The following is an 18,349-nucleotide window of genomic DNA, read 5'->3' as shown; positions in this document are numbered from 1 at the left end:
ATCTGCATGTATTAAATTATTTAGACAGCTTTTCAATAGCTGCTTTGATTCGTTTAATAGACTCTTCTTTACCAAGAATCTCCATGAGCTCAGTTGCACCGCCAGGAGTCATCTGCTTACCTGAAACAGCTGTACGTACTGGCCAAAGCACATATCCATTCTTGTACTCATGCTCTGCAGCAAATCCAGAAAGAAGTGCATATAAAGCATCATTTGAGTAGTCATCCTGTGCCTCAAGAACAGGAAGAAGTTCTTTTAAAACTGCAAGTGAAGACTCTTCATTTGTCTTCATCTTTTTATGAGTATACATTGCACTGTCATACTCAGGAACTGCATCAAAGAAATCTACATGATCCTTGATGTCAGGGAAGATTTCGATTCTAGTCTGAACCATCTTTGCAATCTTTTTTAAATCATAATCACCCTTGATGTATTCCTTGAGGTAAGGCTCAGCCATCTGATAGAACTTATCAAAGTCCATAGCCTTCATGTACTCTCCGTTCATCCACTTGAGCTTTGTAATATCAAAAACTGCTGGTGACTTTGAAATACGGTGATAATCAAACTCTTTAACGAGCTCATCTAATGAGAAGATTTCGTTATCGTTTTCAGGTGACCATCCAAGTAAAGCAACAAAGTTAACAACTGCTTCTGTCAAGAATCCCTGCTCAATTAAATCTTCATAAGATGAGTGGCCAGAACGCTTAGAAAGCTTCTGGTGCTCTTCGTTTGTAATAAGTGGGCAGTGGATATACTTTGGTACTTCCCAACCAAAAGCTTCGTAAAGACGATTGTACTTAGGTGATGAAGAAATGTACTCATTACCACGAACAACGTGTGTGATTCCCATAAGGTGATCATCAACAACGTTTGCAAAGTTATATGTTGGATATCCATCAGACTTGATAAGAATCATGTCATCAAGCTCTGCGTTATCAACTGTAATCTCTCCGTACAACTCATCTACAAATGTAGTTGTACCTGTACGAGGATTGTTCTGACGAATTACATAAGGCTTTCCAGCAGCAAGATTTGCTTCTACCTCTTCCTTTGAAAGGTTTAAGCAATGCTTGTCATAGATGTGGATTTCCTTTCCACCAATAACCTGCTTGCACTCTTCAAGACGCTTGTCATCGCAGAAGCAGTAATATGCCTCTCCTTTTTCAACAAGCTGCTTTGCGTACTTAAGGTAAATTCCCTGTGCCTGACGCTCTGACTGAACGTATGGACCGAAGCCTTTGTCTTTATCTGGTCCCTCATCATGGATAAGACCTGTAGCAGCAAGTGTTCTATAAATAATATCTACAGCACCCTCAACAAGACGCTCCTGGTCTGTATCTTCTATTCTAAGAAGAAAATCGCCGTCCTCGTGCTTTGCTACTAGGTAAGCATAAAGAGCTGTACGAAGATTTCCTACATGCATTCTTCCTGTAGGAGATGGTGCGAAACGTGTTCTAACCTTACTCATTTTATACCTCGCATAAAATCAAATTAATTTAAGACTTACATAAAAATGCAATCCTAAACTATTCTATACTAATTTTGTAAATTTTCAAGTATATACCGTTACGTTACGTAATGTAACGTTGTGTATAGTTATTTCCTGTCGTATAATCAAACTTATGTTAACTCGAAAAATAAGAAAAGATGAATTAAATAGTTTTTATCAATCCAAATTTGATTATTTCAGGGTTGTTAGTGGATATTCTGCCATATTAATCGGCCTTTTAGAGATGTCTTATTTCATCTCCGATTGCATTTTATATGGAAGATTTGCAACTGAGACAGTAATTCCTCGATTTTCCATTGTAATACCTCTTATCCTGTTTTTAATTCTTTATCCAAGAATAATTGATTACAAATGGGGAACCCTTCTATATTATTTGATGCCACATGCAGCTATGTGGTGTACAATATGGGCCATTTATCATCTGGAGAATAGGGATTATGCTCGTGAAGGCTTCATTATCATGCACTTTGCTTTCCTGGCGATTGGTTTTGCTACTCCACTAAAATACCACATAGTTTTGCACGCTCTTTTGATGGCCAATATCATTATTTCAAATATGTGGAATCATTATGAGTACTACACCATCATGTTAGCCCTTGCAATTCCGCTTTATATTGGTGTTGTTATTATGCTTTGGATTTTGGAGAATTCCTACGCGGATCAATACCTTATAAAAAAGCAATTGGAAATCAGTTCTGTCTCAGATGAGCTCACAGGCGTTAATAATCGATATATCATAAATGAAATAATTGACCCAGCAACAGATAAATTTTCATTGGAAAAAGATATTGTAGTTCTCATGTTTGACATTGACTTCTTTAAGAAAGTAAATGACACTTACGGTCACGAAGCTGGTGATGAAATTCTTAAATATGTATCTACTAAAATCAAGAATCATCTTTCAAAAGATGATTACATTATTCGCTGGGGTGGCGAGGAATTCATTATAATTCTTGTGGATTGTACAATTAATAACGCATTGCAAACAGCCGAAAAGCTTCGTTCAGAAATTGAGCAATCAGACAATGGTGTTTGTCCTATAACAATATCTATGGGACTCTGCTGCTACGACAAAAATGATACTTATCAGCAGTGTGTTGACAAAGCAGATAAAGCTTTATACTACGCAAAGAATCATGGTCGTAATCAGATTGTTAATTATTCAGACATATAAAACCTAAAGCCATCTAGCTTCTAACTAGATGGCTTTATTAATATCTTTACAAAGTATTTACAAATCTCATGAATGCTTCCATTCCCTCTTCTGTGCATTTATAAACGCCAGCACATTCAAGGACTTCACAGAATACCTTTCCAATCTCCTGCTGAAGAATTTCATTTACATTACTTTCATCAATCTTATCATAATTCTTTGAGAAGCTTTCGACCCAATCAGCATGCTTTTCAAGAACTTCGTTACTTCTTAAATCCTTGCCATTTACAATGTAGTCTGCAAGCTGCTCCATTTCACCTTTAAGTCGGCTAGGAAGAACAGCAAGTCCCATTACCTCAATAAGACCAATATTTTCTTTCTTAATGTGATGTAAATGAGCATGTGGATGATAAACTCCAAGAGGATGTTCCTCTGTTGTAATATTATTTCTAAGAGCTAAATCAAGCTCAAACAACTCTCCTCTTTTTCTCGCGATAGGAGTAATTGTATTATGCTTTTCTCCATCAGTCTCTGCAAAAATAAACGCCGCTTCGTCAGTATAACCTCTCCATGCATTCAATATATGCTCTGCAAGATCAATGATTCTCTTCTCATCCTTGCACTGAAGACGAATAACTGAAAGTGGCCATTTAACGATGCCTGCCTTTACATCCTCATATCCATTCACAGAGAATTCCTTAATAATTGGAGCTTTTTCCATTGCAAATGTATAATGACCACCCTGGAAATGATCATGGCTCAGGATAGAACCACCTACGATAGGAAGGTCTGCATTACTTCCAAGGAAATAGTGTGGGAAAAGCTTAACAAAATCGAATAACTTAACAAATGTGGCACGTTCGATTTTCATTGGTGTATGTTCACCATTGAATACGATGCAGTGCTCGTTATAGTAAACATAAGGACTATACTGGAATCCCCACTTGCTATCATTAATAGTGATAGGAATGATACGATGATTCTCTCTGGCTGGATGATTTGTACGTCCAGCGTATCCCTCATTTTCCATGCAAAGCTGACACTTTGGATATGCTGATTGTTTCGCATTCTTAGCAGCTGCAATAGCCTTTGGATCTTTTTCTGGCTTTGAAAGATTGATTGTAATATCAAGTGTTCCATAATCTGTTTCTGTGGTCCACTTCAAATCCTTCTTTACTCTATATGTACGAATATAATCAGAATTACGACTCATATTATAGAAGAAATCTGTAGCAGCCTCTGGGCCTTCTTTCTTATATATGTCATTGAACTTATCAATAACCTGTGATGGTCTAGGGCAAAGCTGATTCATAAGCTTTGTATCAAACAAATCTCTGTATGTAATAGAATCTTCAATGATTCCCCTATTAACTGCCTCATCAAGCAAATCCTTTAACACATCTTCTAATACAATATTTGATAAATCACAATCAGGATCAGTGTACTCATCTTCCTTCATGCACTCTAGTAAAAGATTTGTTGTGTAGATTCTTTCACACTCTGGTGTAAGCCCTGTATCAATTCCATACTGAACTAATTTCTTTATACTTTCCTGCAACATATTTCCCCTCCGAAATTATTGAAATATTAATATGAAGCTTGTTCATCTGGAAACTATTTTACACCTTTTCGGTTTTCTACTTCAAGTATTCTTGCAAGGAAAAATTGCAAAAATGATCATTCAAAAAAATCCAGTCGTCAACCTGTAGTTGAGCAACATAAACAAATTGGAGATAAAAAATTGTGCAAAAACACTATACATAGTTACAAAACCATGTTAATATTGCGACTCGTGTTTTGAGTATAACTTATAACACTGATAGAAAAAACATGTTCATTATTCACGGAGGAATAGAATGAAAAAGACAACAACACAGAAAACAAAAAAACAGAGCGTAAGAACAAAACTTATCTCTATTATGCTCATGGTTTCAATTGTTCCTTTGTTAGTTGCCGTAGCAATCAGCTATAACAGCTCAACTAACAGTGCTAAGGAAACAGCAAAACAGAATTTGGACTGGCAAGCAAAGTTCATCGAGTCTGAAATAGACAAGATGCTAATCAAAGCCGAGACATCACTTGGAAGCTTCGCTTCTTCTCCAGAGACAATCGCTTTCTTAAAAGGTGAGCTCGAAGATTCATCAGTAGTAAAGGCTCAGATGGTACAAATTAATGAGTCATTCAACGATGACAATACTATCGTAATGTCTAATACAAATGGTGATATGGTACTTCGTAGTGATGATGGCGAATTAAAGAACATCGGCGAAAGAGATTACTTCCAGGCTGCAATAAAGGGTGAAACTTACGTATCTAATGTATTCGTAAGCTCAGTTACAAATTCAAGAAACATTTGTGTAGCTGTACCTATCTTTGATACAAACGGTACTACAGTTCTCGGTGTTGTACATAAAACATTAAACCCAGATGATATTCATACATTATTAGCAGAAGATGCTGAGGAAGCATTCGTAGTAGATAAGAATGCTGATATGGTTGCTCACTCAGATTTTGAAATCGCAGCAACAGATGAAGCTCAGAACTTCTCTTCTTCACCATATATGACCTCAGAGGATACGACTGGTTTCTATATTAGTACAGCAAAGGGTTACCCTGTATACGTAAGCTACGTAAGAAATGCTTCATCAGGTTACGTAATCTGTGCAGCTAAGGCACAGAAGGACATTGTCGCTGAAGCTAGACAGGGCGCAATGTTAATTATATTTACTGGTATCGCTATGGTTATAGCTGTATTAGTTCTTTCTATCATTATTGCAAACAACTTCACAAAGCCAATGCTTGAGGTAAACAAGGTATTATCTGCATTAGCTAACGGTGAGTTTAAGAAAACAGATAAATTTACAAAGCGTGCTGACGAATTTGGTCAGATGATCAACAATGCAAACTCTCTTATTGATAAGCTTTCAGCTATCGTAGGTCATATTAAGGATTCTACAAACACTGTAGGTGAGTCTTCAGACGAGTTATCAGAGATGGCAAACCAGATTGCCGCTACAACAGAATCAGTAGCTGTAGCAGTACAGCAGATTGCTAGTGGTGCTGTAGAGCAGGCTGAGGAAATCCAGTCAGCTGCAGATAGCACAAACCAGATCACAACAGCTGTAGACAATGTACAGTCTTCTACAAACGATATGTCTAACCTTGCAGAGCGTATGAAGTCAGCATCAGAAGCTTCAAGCAACTCTCTTGCTACTCTTCAGGCTACAAGCTCTGAAATGACATCAAAGATTGAAGAGATTTCATCTAAGATTTCTTCAACTCAGAACGCAGTTGCAAACATCAACGAGCGTGTTGAAGGTATCTCTGGCATCGCCGCTCAGACAAACCTTCTTTCACTTAACGCTTCTATCGAGGCTGCTAGAGCTGGTGAGGCAGGTAAGGGCTTCGCTGTAGTTGCTGAGGAAATCAGAAAGCTTGCTGATGATTCAGAAAACCTTGCATCAGAAATTAGAATCCTTATGGATCAGCTTTTAGCTGAGGCAGAGCAGGCTGTTACTGCTGCTGCTCATGTTATGAACGGAAACGAGGAACAGCAGAAGGCCCTTGGCGAGACACTTTTCGCTGTAGAGGGAATGCTTCAGGATATCGAAGAAACTGTAGCTAGCGTTTCAAAGATTTCTGGCGAAGCAAACAACTGCGTAAACTCAAACACAGTAGTAGCAAACGCTATGTCATCACTCTCTGCTATTTCAGAGGAAAACGCTGCATCATCAGAAACAACAGGTGCTTCAGTTGAAGAGCTTTCAGCTACAGTTACAAACCTTGCAGAATCTGCAACTAATCTTAGAGACATCGCTGAGCAGTTAAATGAAGAGATGAAGTTCTTCAAGTAAGGTAATTATAGTCATTTGGAGGATTAGAAATGTCTAATTTAATTACTAAAACAAATAATAACGCTGACGAAAAGCAATATATTATTTTCACTTTAAATAACGAGGTTTACGGCATCGATATCATCAATATCAACACTATTATTATGATGCCAGAGATTACTGATGTACCTCTTGCTCCTGATTATATCAAGGGAATGATTAGCTTACGAGGACACGTAATTCCTGTAATTGATATGCACAAGCGTATGAACTACGGTGAGGAAATCATCACAAAGGATACACGCGTTATCGTATTTAACATCAACGAAAACGAGCAGGTTGGCATCGTAGTTGATTCCGTAAAAGAAGTAATGGTTATTTCTAGCGAAGAAATTGAATACCCATCTCCTTTCATTAAGTCTGATGAGTCATTTATTTCAGGTGTAGGTAAAAAGACAGATATGCTTATCTCTATTCTTGATATCAATTCACTTGTTGATGAAAAGACTATTGAGGAATGCGTAGCATAATATAAGAAAACGCCTAGAGCATTTGCTCTAGGCGTTTTCTTATATTATGTTCATATTATTTACTATCATAGCAATTCCTGAGATTATTAGGAATACAATTACAAGCTTCTTTACTAATTTTTCATCCAAGATATCCCCACACTTCATGCCAAGCCAAAGGCTGAAAAGCATTACCGGAGCAAGGTACAACGCCTTCTTAATACTTTCAAATGTCATTACCCCAAGTACGATATATGTGACAAGCCTAAAGGTGTTTTCAGCTATGAATACGAGGCTTAGATTAGCTTTAAACTCTGTGCTAGTCTTTGTAACTTTGCTCACAAATGCTGCCAAAAGCACACCCACACCGAACATTCCACACATAGCGCCTGCAAGTATTCCAATTACTATGTCAAATAATTTATGACTCTTTCCAGCGGAGGGCTTATACTCTCGATACATCATATCTATGCCAACAAGAGTAACCATAACACCAAAAATCATTTTAACTATATTCGCATTTACGTATCGAAGTACAAATGCCCCGGGAAGACTTCCTACTATAACCACAATAATCAAGGGAATAACGATATTTTTATCTATTTTTCTCCTGTTTTTGAAAGTCAATATTACATTTGTTGGATACCCCAGTACCAGCTCCACTGGAGAAATATTTACATTGTTTACTCCAAATCCCAGTATTGTATCAAACACTAACGTATTTGCGAATCCACATAGCCCTTTAACAAAGAAAGCGCAAAACGATGCTAAAATCCATAAAAACATTAAAATAACCACCTAATCTATATTAAATCAAAAATGCTCATCTGATTGTCAATCCAAGACTTTTGATTAGCCTCACGGATTATATCTCCCTCTCGAAATCCTCCAATTAAAAATGGAGAATTAACGTCGTGGAGTTTTTCATTTATTCTTACCTGACTTAAGTCATTATTTGCATAACAGTATTTGCAAAAATGTCTGCAGGTATCGTACGCTCCTATATCTGCTCCAAGATAGCAAGCACAGTCTGCCCTGGCAGGCTTAACATTTGATTTAGGCACATTCAAATGAGCAGAAATGGCCTTTTCATACATATCTACTGTCATGCAGCCACTGCAATCAGCTCCATATTTAGCAAGAAAATCTCCTTCTGCACATGGCTTTACAACCATATTGTTGGCTTTCGCGATACGAATAATCTCCTGTCCCAAACGAAGCTTATCTTCTGCAGATACGGCCATTGCGTCAGGAAAGTTCTTCTTTACCTTTTCATAAATATCAATAAAGCTGATTACCACATGATTGGTGTATCCTTTAAGATTTTCTGCCATCTTTGTGAAGGCTTCAATATGAAAATCGACTGTATATTTTTCATTTACAAAGATTGGATCATATCGCCAGCCAATTCGATTAATCCCCACAGTTTTAGAGAGGAATTTAAAGGACTCCATTACCTCTTTTTTATCTGGAACACCTGGCTCAATATCCTTGCCATAGGGTGTGATTGTCACATACCAATACTGACCATAGTCTTTTACTAAATCCAAATACGAAAAAAAAGGTGCTGGATTCTTTGTGCAAAAGCCAATAGCATCCACCACCTGTGGGTTTAAAATATATTTATTTACTGAACTTTGATTGTAAGGATTGCGCACACATACATAGCCTTCTCTCAGTCGGTTCGCAAACCATTCCGGAAAGAACGCCGGTATATCTGTGCGCTGCCCTGTATTAATAATCATTTTTTATCCTTTATAGATCGTCGATAGCGTCCTTTATTTTATCTGCAAAGCCCTTCTTCTTTTTCTCAGCCTTTACTGACTTTGGACCGCCAACTGTTGTGTTACCTGTAAGCTCATCGAACTTGCGAAGTGCTTCCTTTGCCTCCTTAGAAAGTCCTGTAGGAACCTGTACAACAAGTGTAACATACTGGTCACCACGAACATTTCTATTTCTAAGGGAAGGAATACCTTTTCCACGAAGTCTGATTGTTGTATCAGTCTGTGTACCAGGCTTAACCTCGTATGATACCTTGCCATCAAGAGTATCGATGATAACTTCGCCACCAAGTGTAGCCTGTGCAAATGAAATAGGTGCTGATGAGTATACATCCATATCTCTACGCTGGAAAATAGGATGATTTTTAACGATTACTTCTACAAGTAAATCGCCTCTTGGGCCACCATTTCTACCTGGCTCACCCTTCTCACGGATACGAACACTCTGGCCATTATCGATACCAGCTGGAATAGAAACAGAAATCTTCTTCTTACGAGCGACATAGCCTGTACCATTACAATCAGGACATGGAGTATCAATAACCTCACCTGTTCCCTGACAATCAGGACATGTGGTAACGTTCTGAACCATACCAAAGAGTGACTGCTGAGACATCATTACACGTCCCTTACCACCACACTTTGTACATGTACGCTTGCTTGTACCAGGCTTCGCTCCAGTACCGTGGCAAGCAGCACATTCGTCCTTAAGAACGATTTCAAGCTCTTTCTCACAACCGAAAGCTGCTTCTTCAAAAGTGATATGCACTGCTGCTCTAAGGTTTGCTCCACGCATTGGACCATTTGAAGCACGACCACCGCCGCCTCCAAAGAAGCTTCCAAAAATGTCGCCAAATATATCGCCGAAATCCATGCCAGAGAAATCAAAGCCGCCAGCTCCGCCACCGCCATTTTCAAATGCTGCGTGACCGAACTGATCGTACTGACGTCTCTTGTCTGCATCAGAAAGAACAGCATATGCTTCAGAAGCTTCTTTGAATTTCTTCTCAGCTTCTGCATCACCTGGATTCATATCAGGGTGATACTTCTTAGCAAGCTTTCTATATGCACTTTTGATCTCACTATCTGAGGCTGTCTTAGAAACTCCAAGCACCTCATAGTAATCACGTTTTTGTTCTGCCATTATTTATCAATCCTTTACATATTAAAATGCCGTGAAAAACTCCAAGACCTTCAAAGCTTACGTTTAGCCTTCCTGCTCGCGCTTGCCAAGACAATGTGTTTTTCACAGCATATCATATTTACAAATTAAACTTCCTTGAAATCAGCGTCTACGACATCATCTGCTGGGTTAGACTGTGCACCTGCACCAGCACCTGCTCCTGTGAACTGGCTCATATCTGGGCCTGCACCAGCTGCTCCGCCCTGTGCCTGTTGTGTCTGCTCATACATCTTTGCAAATACCTTCTGAGCTGACTCTGTAAGCTTCTCCTGAGCTGCCTTAAGCTCACCAATCTGTGAATCGCTCATCTCCTCTGGAGTCTGGTACTGATCAAGAAGCTTCTGAGCTGCTTCAATATCAGCCTCAACTGCTGCCTTATCAGCTGCATCAATCTTGTCACCTACTTCATCAAGAGCCTTCTTTGTCTGGAATACAAAGCTTTCAACGTCGTTTCTTGTATCAACAGCTTCCTTACGCTTCTTATCCTGAGCCTCATACTCCTGAGCCTCTTTAACTGCCTTATCGATATCTTCATCAGACATGTTAGAACCAGCTGTGATTGTAATGTGCTGCTCCTTGCCTGTTCCAAGATCCTTAGCAGATACATTTACAATACCGTTTGCATCAATATCGAATGTAACCTCGATCTGTGGTACACCTCTCATTGCTGGTGGGATACCATCAAGTCTGAACTGTCCAAGTGACTTGTTATCCTTAGCGAACTGACGCTCACCCTGTACAACGTTGATATCAACGGCTGTCTGGTTATCAGCTGCTGTAGAGAAGATCTGGCTCTTCTTTGTAGGAATAGTTGTGTTTCTCTCGATAAGTCTTGTAGCAATACCACCCATTGTCTCAATTGAAAGTGAAAGTGGTGTTACATCAAGAAGAAGGATATCGCCTGCACCAGCATCGCCAGCGAGCTTACCACCCTGGATTGAAGCACCGATAGCTACGCACTCATCTGGGTTAAGAGTCTTGCTTGGCTCGTGACCTGTAAGAGCCTTTACCTTATCCTGAACTGCTGGGATTCTTGTAGAACCACCAACAAGAAGTACCTTTGAAAGGTCTGAAGCGTTAAGACCAGCATCCTTAAGTGCCTGGTTAACAGGACCTGCTGTAGCTTCTACTAAATCGTGTGTTAACTCATCAAACTTAGCACGTGTAAGGTTCATATCAAAGTGCTTTGGACCTTCTGCTGTAGCTGTGATGAATGGAAGGTTGATGTTTGTAGTTGTAGCAGATGAAAGCTCTTTCTTAGCCTTCTCAGCTGCTTCCTTAAGTCTCTGAAGTGCCATCTTATCTGTTGAAAGATCTACACCCTCAGCTGCCTTAAACTCTGCAAGCATCCAATCTGTAATCTTCTGATCGAAATCATCACCACCAAGTCTGTTGTTACCAGCTGTAGCAAGTACTTCGATAACGCCATCACCGATTTCAATGATAGATACATCAAATGTACCGCCACCAAGATCGTATACCATAATCTTCTGCTCCTGCTCGTTATCAAGACCATAAGCAAGTGCAGCTGCTGTAGGCTCGTTGATGATACGCTTTACATCAAGACCTGCAATCTTACCAGCATCCTTTGTAGCCTGACGCTGAGCATCGTTGAAGTAAGCTGGAACTGTGATAACTGCCTCTGAAACTTTCTCACCAAGGTAGTTCTCAGCATCACTCTTAAGCTTCTGAAGAATCATAGCTGAAATCTGCTGTGGAGAGTACTTCTTGTCGTCGATGATACGACCATTGTCTGTACCCATATCTCTCTTAATTGAAGAGATTGTCTTTTCTGCATTTGTAACAGCCTGACGCTTTGCTGGCTCACCAACAAGTCTCTCGCCTGTCTTTGTAAATGCTACGATAGATGGTGTTGTTCTAGCACCCTCTGTATTTGCGATAACGGTAGGCTTTCCACCTTCCATAACAGCAACACAGCTGTTAGTTGTTCCTAAATCGATACCAATAATCTTTCCCATGATTTATTTCCTCCTATAATAACTTAGTTTGCAACCTTAACCATTGAATGACGAACTACTGAATCATTGTACATGTAGCCCTTCTGGAATTCTTCTACGACGATGTTCTCGCCAACCTCATCATCCTCAACATGCATTACTGCGTTGTGGAAATCAGGATTGAATTCCTTTCCTACAGCCTCGATAGGCTTAACACCTGCTTCCTCGAGAGTTGTAAGTAACTGCTTGTATATCATGAGCATTCCATCAGCAAATGGATCTGCCCCTTCCTCAACTGTAGCAAGACCTCTTTCGAAGTTATCAACTACAGGAAGAACCTTTTCAATGATGGCCTTTGCGCCATTTCCAAACATCTGAGCCTTTTCCTGCTCTGTACGACGACGGAAGTTTTCGAATTCTGCCATCTGACGAGTAACTCTATCAGTGAGCTGCTCTATCTGCTCATCACGCTTATCTTTTTTCTTTTCTTTTTTCTTGAATGGCTTCTTGCCATCCTTTTCCTCTTTTGTAGATTCTTTTGAAGATTCTTCTGAAGTGTTTTCATCAGAAGCTTCTGTCACATCAGCTTCGGTTTCTTCAGCCATCGCTTCCGCATTTTCCATAGCTTCTTTAACTGCTTCTTCAGTAGAGAACTCTTCCATTTTTTCTTTATTCTCTGCCACGAATTTACATCTCCTTAATTTCTTTATCCTTTATTTCTGTCAGCCTCATTTTTAAGTAGTTTATCTAGCTGACCTTTAAGACTTTTTATATTGTCAACAACATTTTCGTAATCCATTCGCTTTGGACCAACGATACCAATTGTACCTTTGACTCCTTCGCCAAGCTCATATGTTGCTGTAACAATCGAACAATCCTTCATTGTAGATATTGGAGATTCGTCTCCGATATAAACCTGAATTCCTGTGCTCTCACTTTCACTTGAACTATCATTAAGAAGCTCTATGAGTGATTGCTTTTCTTCGAATGTATCTAATAATTCAGATGCTTTCTTTGAATCAGCAAGCTCTGGATACTTGAAGATGTTGGTAGCACCTGAAGTGTAAACCTGTAAATCATCACCTTCAGTGATTGTCTCTGCTACGGTGTCAAGTACCTGTTCTACAATCTCATCATGGATACCGGCCTGCTCCTTTAATCTGGAAATAACTGCCAGATTGATTTGATCAACCGTCAGACCATTTAGGTTTGTGTTAAGAAGCATGTTAAGCTTTAACATTGTTTCATTATCAAGCGGCTTATCCACATTGATGATTTTATTCTTAACAATGTTGCCATCCATAACAACTACTGAAAGCACCTGATGCTCGTCCACAGCTGAAAGCTGAACGAACTTTAATCTATTTGAAACAACTGAAGGAGCTGAAACAAGTGTTGCATACTGTGTGTTGTTTGCCAGTGTCTTTGCTACGTTCTTAAGAAGGCTTTCCATCTTTTCAGTCTTCTCAATCATCCACTCATGCATATCTGCAACTTCTTTATCCTTCTCAGCTATTAGATTGTTTACATAAAATCTGTAACCCTTGTCTGAAGGAATACGACCTGCCGATGTATGTGGCTGAACGATATATCCCAAATCCTCAAGATCTGACATCTCGTTTCGGATGGTAGCTGAACTAAGATTCAAATCAGTGTATTTTGAAATTGTTCTTGAACCGACTGGCTCGCCAGTCTCAAGGTAATTCTTGATAATCGCATTTAAGATTTTTACTTTTCGCTCATCTAGTTCGATATCAGCCATACATTCACCTCTTCCCCGTTGTTTTGTTGTTAGCACTCATCTAATTGGAGTGCTAATCATTTTCTGATGTTAATTTACACCTAGGGTCCCCTTTTGTCAACCGCCTTAAGATATTTTTTATACTTTCTTTATAATGTTACATAATTGTTATTTTTCCTAAGCTTTGGTAATATATGAAGGCAATCATTTTTGTAAATATCTTCATTAATTTGCAAAAATAATTACATTAATATAGAGGTGTTTTATGGATCAGAGTAAAATCAGAAATTTTTGCATTGTTGCACATATCGATCACGGCAAATCAACACTTGCCGATCGTATCATACAAATGACAGGCACTCTCACTGATCGTGAGATGCAGGCACAAGTTCTTGACAATATGGACCTTGAGCGTGAGCGTGGAATCACAATCAAATCTCAAGCCGTTCGTATTGTTTACAAGGCTGATGATGGCAATGAATACATTTTCAACCTTATTGATACCCCTGGCCATGTTGACTTTAATTATGAAGTTTCTCGTTCACTGGCTGCTTGTGATGGCGCTATTCTTGTTGTTGATGCAGCTCAGGGTATCGAAGCTCAGACTTTAGCAAATGTATATCTTGCATTGGATCACGATTTGGATGTTATTCCTGTCATCAACAAAATCGACTTACCTTCTGCTGATCCAGATAGAGTTATAGAAGAAATTGAGGATGTAATCGGCTTAGAAGCACATGATGCACCTCAGATTTCAGCCAAGACAGGCCTTAATATTCACGACGTTTTGGAAGCAATCGTACATCAGCTTCCAGCACCAACTGGTGATCCAAAGGCGCCACTTCAGGCACTAATCTTTGACTCACTTTACGACCCATACAAGGGTGTTATCGTATTCTGTCGAGTAAAAGAAGGAACATTAAAGGTTGGCGACAGCGTCAAAATGATGGCTACTGGTGCAGAATTTGATGTTGTAGAAGTAGGCTACTTCGGTGCCGGTCAGTTCATTCCTTGTGATGAGCTTCCAGCTGGAATGGTAGGTTATATGACTGCTTCCATCAAAAACGTTCGCGACACTCGTGTTGGTGATACAATCACTCACGCTAATGCTCCTGCAGCCGAGCCACTTCCAGGATATAAAAAGGTTAACCCAATGGTTTACTGCGGTCTTTATCCTGCTGATGGCGCTAAGTACCCAGATTTGCGTGATGCCCTGGAGAAGCTTCAGCTTAATGATGCAGCTTTACAGTTCGAGCCTGAGACTTCTGTCGCACTTGGCTTTGGATTCCGTTGTGGTTTCCTCGGTCTTCTTCATTTGGAAATCATTCAGGAACGACTCGAGCGCGAATACAATCTTGATTTAGTTACTACTGCCCCAGGCGTAGTTTATCGAGTATACAAAACAGACGGCACAATGATTGAGCTTACAAACCCAAGCAATCTTCCAGACCCTAGTGAAATCGAATACATGGAAGAGCCAATCGTTGAAGCAGAAATCATGGTTACTAGCGAATACATCGGTGCTATTATGGACCTTTGTCAGGAGCGTCGTGGCCAGTATATTTCAATGGAATATATGGAAGAAACACGTGCACTCCTCAAATACACTCTTCCACTTAACGAAATCATTTACGATTTCTTTGATGCTCTTAAGAGCCGCTCCCGCGGATATGCATCATTCGACTACGAAATGAAGGGATACATGAAATCTGAGCTCGTTAAGCTTGATATCCTTATTAATAAGGAAGAGGTGGATGCACTTTCATTCATCGTCTTCTCTGGTACTGCTTACGAGAGAGGCCGCAAGATGTGTGAAAAGCTCAAGGAAGAAATTCCACGTCACCTTTTCGAAATTCCTATCCAGGCAGCCGTTGGTTCAAAGGTTATTGCCCGTGAAACTGTAAAAGCCATGCGTAAGGATGTACTTGCAAAATGCTACGGTGGTGATATCAGTAGAAAGAAAAAGCTTCTTGAAAAGCAAAAGGAAGGTAAAAAACGAATGCGTCAGGTTGGCAATGTAGAGATTCCACAGTCAGCTTTCATGAGCGTTCTTAAATTAGACGAGGATTAAAATGACTCCTATCGAACTATATATTCATATACCATTCTGTGTAAAAAAATGTTTATATTGCGACTTCCTTTCAGGAGTGTTTGATGAAAAAATGCAGCGACGTTATGTCGCTGCTTTGTGCACTGAAATAAAATATATGGCAAACCAGGTCCATGGCGTTGAAGTAGCTACGATTTATGTTGGCGGCGGTACCCCATCGTGGCTTTCCGAAGATTTGATGGATTCAATTATTACCACCATAAAATCATCCTTCAGAGTCAATCCATTGGCAGAAATATCCGTCGAATGTAACCCTGGAACACTATCAGCTGAAAAGCTAAATGTGTACCGAAGCGTTGGAATCAACAGACTATCCATTGGTCTGCAATCAGCAAATGACGATGAATTAAGGGAGCTTGGACGAATCCACGACTACAATCGTTTTCTCCACACCTTCGATTTAGTTCGTAAAGCAGGCTTTGACAATGTAAATGTAGATATCATGACAGGATTGCCTCACCAAACAGTGGAAAAGCTTGAGCGCACATTAAACGCAGTCACTATGCTTCGACCAGAGCATATATCTGCTTACTCTTTGATTATTGAAGAAGGTACTCCATTCTACGATAAATACAAATTCGATGCTGTTAAGCAGCACGCTGGAATGGAAACCGAGGATTTACCTACAGACGAAGAATCTTATCATTTATACAAATTCACAATGGACTACCTTGAAAAGAAAGGTTATAAACGATACGAGATTTCCAACTATGCCCGCGGTGGAAAGGTTTGCCGCCACAATATAGGCTATTGGGACCGTGTTCCATATTTAGGACTTGGTCTCGGTGCTGCTACTCTTTACCAAAACAAGCGTGCAGACAACATTCGTGACATATACAAATACTGCGAAATAGCTGAACAGATTGCAGAAGGTAAGGAAGTTCCTACCGAGTTTTCCTCTCCTTTCTATGACAATGAAAATGCCCTCTCTAAAAAAGAAGCTATGGAAGAATTCATGTTCCTTGGTCTTAGAAAAATAGATGGCGTCAATCGCTCAGACTTCTTCAATATGTTTGGAATCGATATCGAAGCAATATATGGTCCAATTATTACCGCCCTTCGAAATCAGGGCTTTATGGACGCTAAAGAGGGACGATTATTCCTTACAGACATAGGAATAGATGTAAGTAATCAGGTTCTTGCCCAATTTTTATTAGATAAGTAGAAATATTTACATTATTTCAATAAAAATATTCCCAAACTATTGACAACTAGGGATTCATTAACTATTATATTTGAGTATGCGTTGAACTGTCCGTGTCCGGCTACAACGTATTTAATTTGAACATTTTATAATTATACAAATTGGAGGTGTAGCAACACATGGCAAATATTAAGTCTGCTAAGAAGCGTGTTCAGGTAACAGCTATCAGAACAGAGCGCAATAAGGCAATCAGATCAGAGGTTAAGACATACGTTAAGCGTGTTGAGGCTGCTGTAGAAGCTGGCGATAAGGCTGTTGCAGAGGCTGAGCTTAAGGCTGCTATCAAGGTTATCGAGATGGCTGGTTCTAAGGGCGTTTACCACGACAACACAGTTAGCCGTAAGGTATCTCGTCTTTCAAAGCTTGTAAACACACTTGCTTAATTTAAATACGAAATAATAAAAGCATCGGTCCCGTCAGCCGATGCTTTTTTGTTGTTATTTTTATTCTTGCTCTTCATCTTCTTCAGACTTACTAATTTCTTCTGCTATATCTTCTTTCCAGAACTCTCCCGTCTTAATTCTTTTTATACCTGATGAATTACTCTTTCCTCTAATAGCCTCAATCTGCTTTGTAGCAATATATCTTTGTAGAAAAGCTGCATGGTCTGATGAAATAGTACACCCGCTAAAAGTACCACCATTCTCATCGTCCTTTTGGTTAATAATTCTTCCAAAAAACTTTCCTACTTCCCTTTCACCATCATCACTATTCTCTGTAAGATGTAATATAAACTCTCGATTTGGATCAATTTGAGAACCTAAAGGCTCTACGAATCCAACTCCGCAATATGATAAATCTCGGACGATAACCGAATACATTACGTCGTCCTGCTCTACCTCCATAACCTTATCAATATTAATGCGCACTCCACGACGTCTATTATATTTATTTCCCTCTTCTAATAATGGTAATACAACGTGGATTGAACGTCCTGACGAAAAAGTGAATCTATATATTTTGATATTTTCCCAAATAAAAACACCTTGATCATTCACTACTATCAAATCAAGTTTTGAAACGCTTCCAGTAAAATCTACTTCTCTAACAGAGTTCTGCCACATTTGAATAATGTTCTCTATTGGGATACCTTTATTACCAAACTTAGCAGTAAATTCTTCTTGCTCTTTTTCATCCAAAACGGCATACTCCGTAGGCAGCTCCAGTTTTTTATTCTCAAGAGTTGCTTGCACAGAGATGCGCGCCTTTTCAGTCACATCTGAAATATGTAATTTAGTAATCGCTTTACCTTTATTCATATTTTAATTTTAACAAAGAAAAAAATTCCTGACTACTAGAGAATTAGCCATTATATCCAATATCTTTCGTAACAAATACTTCACACAATTTGCATGATTTATCGTACA

The 18,349-nt window shown here is 39.3% G+C and carries 15 protein-coding genes; 6 read left to right on the top strand and 9 right to left on the bottom strand.

The window, feature by feature from the left end; translation table 11 throughout:
* Nucleotides 1-16: 16 nt before the first annotated feature.
* Entirely contained in the window at nucleotides 17-1,468 is a 1,452-nt protein-coding gene (gene gltX / locus BO15_RS0108640; protein ID WP_033153956.1) for a glutamate--tRNA ligase, read from the bottom strand.
* A gap of 154 nt (nucleotides 1,469-1,622) precedes the next feature.
* Here gltX and BO15_RS13255 point away from each other — a divergent pair, with 154 nt between their 5' ends.
* Nucleotides 1,623-2,684: a GGDEF domain-containing protein gene (locus BO15_RS13255; protein ID WP_081828611.1), complete on the top strand. Its 1,062-nt coding sequence runs from the start codon at nucleotides 1,623-1,625 to the stop codon at nucleotides 2,682-2,684.
* A 46-nt stretch (nucleotides 2,685-2,730) separates the two neighbouring features.
* Here the strand turns inward: BO15_RS13255 and galT are convergent, their stop codons facing one another.
* Nucleotides 2,731-4,224, bottom strand: a complete 1,494-nt coding sequence (gene galT / locus BO15_RS0108630; RefSeq protein WP_033153955.1) for a UDP-glucose--hexose-1-phosphate uridylyltransferase — start codon at nucleotides 4,222-4,224, stop codon at nucleotides 2,731-2,733.
* A gap of 295 nt (nucleotides 4,225-4,519) precedes the next feature.
* On the opposite strand from galT, the gene BO15_RS0108625 reads away from it, so the two are divergent.
* Together BO15_RS0108625 and BO15_RS0108620 are read left to right on the top strand one after the other, a co-directional pair.
* The gene (locus BO15_RS0108625; protein WP_033153954.1) at nucleotides 4,520-6,517 is read left to right on the top strand and encodes a methyl-accepting chemotaxis protein; all 1,998 of its coding nucleotides are present in this window, start codon (nucleotides 4,520-4,522) and stop codon (nucleotides 6,515-6,517) included.
* Nucleotides 6,518-6,546: 29 nt separating this feature from the next.
* Nucleotides 6,547-7,026: a chemotaxis protein CheW gene (locus tag BO15_RS0108620; protein WP_033153953.1), complete on the top strand. Its 480-nt coding sequence runs from the start codon at nucleotides 6,547-6,549 to the stop codon at nucleotides 7,024-7,026.
* A gap of 39 nt (nucleotides 7,027-7,065) precedes the next feature.
* Here the strand turns inward: BO15_RS0108620 and BO15_RS0108615 are convergent, their stop codons facing one another.
* From BO15_RS0108615 to hrcA, 6 genes are all read right to left on the bottom strand, one after another.
* Entirely contained in the window at nucleotides 7,066-7,791 is a 726-nt protein-coding gene (locus BO15_RS0108615; RefSeq protein WP_033153952.1) for a sulfite exporter TauE/SafE family protein, read from the bottom strand.
* A 17-nt stretch (nucleotides 7,792-7,808) separates the two neighbouring features.
* Nucleotides 7,809-8,750, bottom strand: a complete 942-nt coding sequence (locus BO15_RS0108610; protein ID WP_033153951.1) for a DUF1848 domain-containing protein — start codon at nucleotides 8,748-8,750, stop codon at nucleotides 7,809-7,811.
* A gap of 10 nt (nucleotides 8,751-8,760) precedes the next feature.
* A complete protein-coding gene (gene dnaJ, locus BO15_RS0108605; RefSeq protein ID WP_033153950.1) occupies nucleotides 8,761-9,930 on the bottom strand; it encodes a molecular chaperone DnaJ in 1,170 nt (389 codons plus the stop codon).
* Nucleotides 9,931-10,055: 125 nt separating this feature from the next.
* Nucleotides 10,056-11,948, bottom strand: a complete 1,893-nt coding sequence (gene dnaK / locus BO15_RS0108600) for a molecular chaperone DnaK (RefSeq protein ID WP_033153949.1) — start codon at nucleotides 11,946-11,948, stop codon at nucleotides 10,056-10,058.
* Nucleotides 11,949-11,971: 23 nt separating this feature from the next.
* Nucleotides 11,972-12,589, bottom strand: a complete 618-nt coding sequence (gene grpE / locus BO15_RS0108595; RefSeq protein WP_033154807.1) for a nucleotide exchange factor GrpE — start codon at nucleotides 12,587-12,589, stop codon at nucleotides 11,972-11,974.
* A 44-nt stretch (nucleotides 12,590-12,633) separates the two neighbouring features.
* Nucleotides 12,634-13,689 (bottom strand): heat-inducible transcriptional repressor HrcA, encoded by a 1,056-nt coding sequence (gene hrcA / locus BO15_RS0108590; protein ID WP_033153948.1) that lies wholly within the window; start codon nucleotides 13,687-13,689, stop codon nucleotides 12,634-12,636.
* Between the two features lie 244 nt (nucleotides 13,690-13,933).
* On the opposite strand from hrcA, the gene lepA reads away from it, so the two are divergent.
* The 3 genes from lepA to rpsT all read left to right on the top strand — a co-directional run bounded on the left by lepA (nucleotide 13,934) and on the right by rpsT (nucleotide 17,365).
* Nucleotides 13,934-15,739 (top strand): translation elongation factor 4, encoded by a 1,806-nt coding sequence (gene lepA, locus BO15_RS0108585; protein WP_033153947.1) that lies wholly within the window; start codon nucleotides 13,934-13,936, stop codon nucleotides 15,737-15,739.
* A 1-nt stretch (nucleotide 15,740) separates the two neighbouring features.
* Nucleotides 15,741-16,943 carry a radical SAM family heme chaperone HemW gene (gene hemW, locus BO15_RS0108580; RefSeq protein ID WP_033153946.1) on the top strand — a complete coding sequence of 401 codons (1,203 nt, stop codon included), beginning with the start codon at nucleotides 15,741-15,743 and terminating at the stop codon, nucleotides 16,941-16,943.
* 158 nt (nucleotides 16,944-17,101) lie between these two features.
* Nucleotides 17,102-17,365 carry a 30S ribosomal protein S20 gene (rpsT, locus tag BO15_RS0108575; RefSeq protein WP_033153945.1) on the top strand — a complete coding sequence of 88 codons (264 nt, stop codon included), beginning with the start codon at nucleotides 17,102-17,104 and terminating at the stop codon, nucleotides 17,363-17,365.
* A 60-nt stretch (nucleotides 17,366-17,425) separates the two neighbouring features.
* On the opposite strand, the gene BO15_RS0108570 is transcribed toward rpsT, so the two are convergent.
* Nucleotides 17,426-18,241, bottom strand: coding sequence for a PilZ domain-containing protein (locus tag BO15_RS0108570; protein WP_033153944.1), 816 nt, complete (start codon nucleotides 18,239-18,241; stop codon nucleotides 17,426-17,428).
* Between the last annotated feature and the right edge of the window lie 108 nt (nucleotides 18,242-18,349).

The organism is Pseudobutyrivibrio ruminis HUN009 (assembly GCF_000703005.1).
GTDB lineage: Bacteria > Bacillota > Clostridia > Lachnospirales > Lachnospiraceae > Pseudobutyrivibrio > Pseudobutyrivibrio ruminis_A.
This window is presented reverse-complemented; position numbering and strand designations above follow the sequence as displayed.

Bases quoted from the DNA above. Each gene is read 5' to 3' on its own strand.
- gltX (WP_033153956.1), bottom strand. From the start codon at position 1,468: ATGAGTAAGGTTAGAACACGTTTCGCACCATCTCCTACAGGAAGAATG.
- BO15_RS13255 (WP_081828611.1), top strand. From the start codon at position 1,623: ATGTTAACTCGAAAAATAAGAAAAGATGAATTAAATAGTTTTTATCAA.
- galT (WP_033153955.1), bottom strand. From the start codon at position 4,224: ATGTTGCAGGAAAGTATAAAGAAATTAGTTCAGTATGGAATTGATACA.
- BO15_RS0108625 (WP_033153954.1), top strand. From the start codon at position 4,520: ATGAAAAAGACAACAACACAGAAAACAAAAAAACAGAGCGTAAGAACA.
- BO15_RS0108620 (WP_033153953.1), top strand. From the start codon at position 6,547: ATGTCTAATTTAATTACTAAAACAAATAATAACGCTGACGAAAAGCAA.
- BO15_RS0108615 (WP_033153952.1), bottom strand. From the start codon at position 7,791: ATGTTTTTATGGATTTTAGCATCGTTTTGCGCTTTCTTTGTTAAAGGG.
- BO15_RS0108610 (WP_033153951.1), bottom strand. From the start codon at position 8,750: ATGATTATTAATACAGGGCAGCGCACAGATATACCGGCGTTCTTTCCG.
- dnaJ (WP_033153950.1), bottom strand. From the start codon at position 9,930: ATGGCAGAACAAAAACGTGATTACTATGAGGTGCTTGGAGTTTCTAAG.
- dnaK (WP_033153949.1), bottom strand. From the start codon at position 11,948: ATGGGAAAGATTATTGGTATCGATTTAGGAACAACTAACAGCTGTGTT.
- grpE (WP_033154807.1), bottom strand. From the start codon at position 12,589: ATGGAAGAGTTCTCTACTGAAGAAGCAGTTAAAGAAGCTATGGAAAAT.
- hrcA (WP_033153948.1), bottom strand. From the start codon at position 13,689: ATGGCTGATATCGAACTAGATGAGCGAAAAGTAAAAATCTTAAATGCG.
- lepA (WP_033153947.1), top strand. From the start codon at position 13,934: ATGGATCAGAGTAAAATCAGAAATTTTTGCATTGTTGCACATATCGAT.
- hemW (WP_033153946.1), top strand. From the start codon at position 15,741: ATGACTCCTATCGAACTATATATTCATATACCATTCTGTGTAAAAAAA.
- rpsT (WP_033153945.1), top strand. From the start codon at position 17,102: ATGGCAAATATTAAGTCTGCTAAGAAGCGTGTTCAGGTAACAGCTATC.
- BO15_RS0108570 (WP_033153944.1), bottom strand. From the start codon at position 18,241: ATGAATAAAGGTAAAGCGATTACTAAATTACATATTTCAGATGTGACT.